Source organism: Mycobacterium sp. (genome assembly GCF_035314665.1).
Lineage (GTDB): Bacteria > Actinomycetota > Actinomycetes > Mycobacteriales > Mycobacteriaceae > Mycobacterium.
Genome location: NZ_DATFZD010000213.1, coordinates 1 through 2,958 on the forward strand (window position 1 = coordinate 1; position 2,958 = coordinate 2,958).

2 protein-coding genes and 1 pseudogene are annotated in these 2,958 nt (G+C 67.3%); 1 reads left to right on the forward strand and 2 read right to left on the reverse strand.

Going from position 1 to position 2,958, the window contains the following annotated elements; all coding sequences use genetic code 11:
- Window positions 1–412 (forward strand): annotated as a pseudogene (locus VKI00_RS15940) (xylan 1,4-beta-xylosidase); the annotation flags it as partial.
- Window positions 413–434: 22 nt separating this feature from the next.
- Here VKI00_RS15940 and VKI00_RS15945 read toward each other — a convergent pair.
- Window positions 435–578 carry a hypothetical protein gene (locus VKI00_RS15945; protein ID WP_324438974.1) on the reverse strand — a complete coding sequence of 48 codons (144 nt, stop codon included), beginning with the start codon at window positions 576–578 and terminating at the stop codon, window positions 435–437.
- A 333-nt stretch (window positions 579–911) separates the two neighbouring features.
- Window positions 912–2,684 (reverse strand): IS1634 family transposase, encoded by a 1,773-nt coding sequence (locus VKI00_RS15950; protein WP_324438976.1) that lies wholly within the window; start codon window positions 2,682–2,684, stop codon window positions 912–914.
- Window positions 2,685–2,958: the final 274 nt, after the last annotated feature.

Below are 2,958 nucleotides of genomic sequence, written 5' to 3' on the forward strand. Positions count from 1 at the left end.
GTCCGAGTGGTACGTCGAGCCGGCCAGGTCCGACTGGTCGTCGGAGCATCAGGTTGCGCTGCACGTCGCTGCGATGATCGAACTCGCGAGTAGTGGAGCAAACACGGTTCTGTACTGGAACCCGGGCCCGGACGAAGCGGAGTGTGCCACGCGCCTGTGGACGGACACCCGGAAGGCCGACGGTGGCCGGCCTCTGCCCTTTCTCACCGACGTCCTCCAGCGCTTCGTCCGTTGGTTTCCACCGAGTGTCGAGCGGCGGAAAGTGCACGTAGCGGATGGGCTGCTCGCACTCGCGTCCGACCGCGCACTCGTGATCGTCAACACCACCGATGAGAGGATCAGCGCCTCTGTCGACGGTCGGCGGATCGAGTTATCGGCCTACGAGACGCAGTGGGTCACAGCGCAACCCTAGGTGTGGGGAGCCGGTAGGCCACCTACAGATGCGAGCTGTGCACGGTCCGCCCGCCAAGGACCGCGTCCGAGACCTTCCGGTGAAGGGAGTTGAGGTAGACGACGTAGAGCGGCCGAGGGTGTTCGGCCACGGTTTCCTGCAGCCCCTCGGCCACGACGCGCTCCATGCTGTCTCCGCGAGGACGCCGTTGCGCTGCACACGCCGATGACTCGGCGGACCCACGCGCCACGACGGCGAGCGGGCAGCACTCCGGCCGGTCGCGCGGACGGGCGGGCAGCCCAGCCTGACCGGGGGTTCATGCCAACCGGTAGCAACTGCGCACCAAATCCGGCGTGCCTAACATGATCACGCAGGATCCGCGTACTCCGCGGCGCCGGATCTTAGCGAACGATCCTCCGGGCGCCGGACCTTGCACGCTAACCCGAAGTTGCGGCGGTTAGGTTATGCGAATCCAGGGCTGAGCTGGGGGTTTGCTGCTTTTCGGGGTCGTGGTGTTTGACTACGCGGCTCTGAGCGGGATGGCGGTGTCGAGCAGTTGGAAGGCGCGGCGCTGGTCGGGGGTGGCTTCGGTGAGCATCGGGATCTCGGTGCTGGTGCCGTGGTAGCAGACCTGGTTGCGGGTGAGGGTGGCGAGGTGGTCGAGCAGGCCGCGGAAGCTGCGCAGCGGGTTGCCGTGTTCGTCGCGTTGCGTGGAGGCCTTGGTGTTGGCGTGGGTGGAGCGTTTGGCGGGCGCGACGGGGTTGTCGCGCTGGGGTGGGTTCTCGTCGGTGAAGGTCATCGGCGCCCAGGCGTGGCGCAGGTGCCAGACCAGGTAGCAGGCGAGCATGCAGATCAGCACGTGGGCTTTGACGCGGTCGTCGAGGTGGTGGTGGATGGGGCGTAGGTCCAGGTCGTCGACCTTGATGATGCGAAAGTCGCGTTCGACGTTGGCGAGGTTCTTGTAGCCGATCACGACCCCGGCCGGGTCGAGGGTGTCGGCGGGCACGCTGGTGCGCAGCACGTAGATGCCGTCCAGGGCGGCCTCGGCGGCGATCTGGTCGTGTCGGCGGGCGATGGTCAGACCGGTGTCGGTGATCCGGTGGTCGAAGTGCTTGCCCACCTTGTAGGTGTTGATCACCTTGCCGACCGCGACGCCGATCTGGGCGGCACCGGATAGGCGGCCCGTGTTCACGCGGTCGATGATCGGGCCGAGCAGCTTCTCGGTGGCGGCCAGCAGGTCGTCGCGTTTGCGGGCGCGTTCGGCCGCCAGCAGCGGGTTGCGGCAGGCGATCAGCCGCTCGCCGGGGTAGTCGGGGTGGGCGATCTCGGCCAGGTCGTGGGCGTCGAACAGGCTCATCTGCAGCGGCCCCTGGTCGGCGGCGAGTTTGGCGACCGCCGGGGCGCGCAGCGCGGTGATCCAGCCGAAACCGGTTCCGTCCTCGCCCAGGTCGCGCAGCGCGGCGATCCGGGCGGTGGTGATCATCCCGCGGTCACCGACCAGCACCAGGTCCGCCAAGGCGAAGGTGTCTTTCACCACGGTCACGATCTGGCCGAACGCGGTCGGGTCGGCGGTGTTGCCGGCGAACACCCGCACCGCCACCGGCCGGCCCTCGACGTCGGTGAGGATGGCGTACTCGATCTGCTCGCGGCCCTTCTTGCCGTCGCGGGAGTAGCCGCGGGCGGCCAACTCGCAGCACCGCCCGGTCACCCACAAGCTGGTCAAATCGAACAACGCCATCCGCCCCGGATTCGCCTCGACCGCCAGATGCCGCGCCGCCAACTGTTTTTCGATCGCGTCCTGCCGGTCAACCAGCCAGTCCATCGCGGCGTAGACCTCGTCGGTCGACGCGCCCGTGACGTCGAGATCCTCGCCGAGGGTCACATCCGACCACCAGGACAGGGTGGACAGCTTCGACGCCGGGCGGCACACCCGCGAGATGATCAGCGCCAGCGCCAGATCCCGCGCCCGGCACGGCGGACCCAGCAGCGCGGGAAAGCCCAGCTGGCGCGCCATCGCCGCCACCGCGGCCACGTGCCCGTGCGGCAGCGACCGGCAGATGCTGAACTCGCTGCCGGCCGCCACCAGCTGCGCGCCTTTCAGGCCGGCGTCGATCCAATCGACGACGTGCTCGGGCAGCATCGACAGGTTGGCCACCGTCTCGTTGCGCACCCGCTTGCCCTCGCGGTAGGTGCGCCGCAGATAGGCAGAGGAGTACTCGCGTGCTCTGCCCTGCTTGTCCACGTGAGCCTTCTTCACTCTGACTACGTGGACCTTCCCGGTGATCCTCGACACAACAAGGAGCCTATCCGATCCGGTCGCGCAAACGAAGCCGACACGCCGAGTGTTCTGACTACGTATTTCGGGCCGATCGAACGGTTTCTCCAGGTCAACAGCAAAACCGCCTGAATCACCTACCGTAACTTCGGGCTAGGAAGGTCCCCGTCATGGCCCGAGCACCCAAAAATTTGCAACGAGTTTGGTTGTCGGCACTGATACGTGGAGCCGTAATCGGCACCACGACCGACTGCGACCACATTGCAACCGGCACCGGCACCGCAACGGCGCA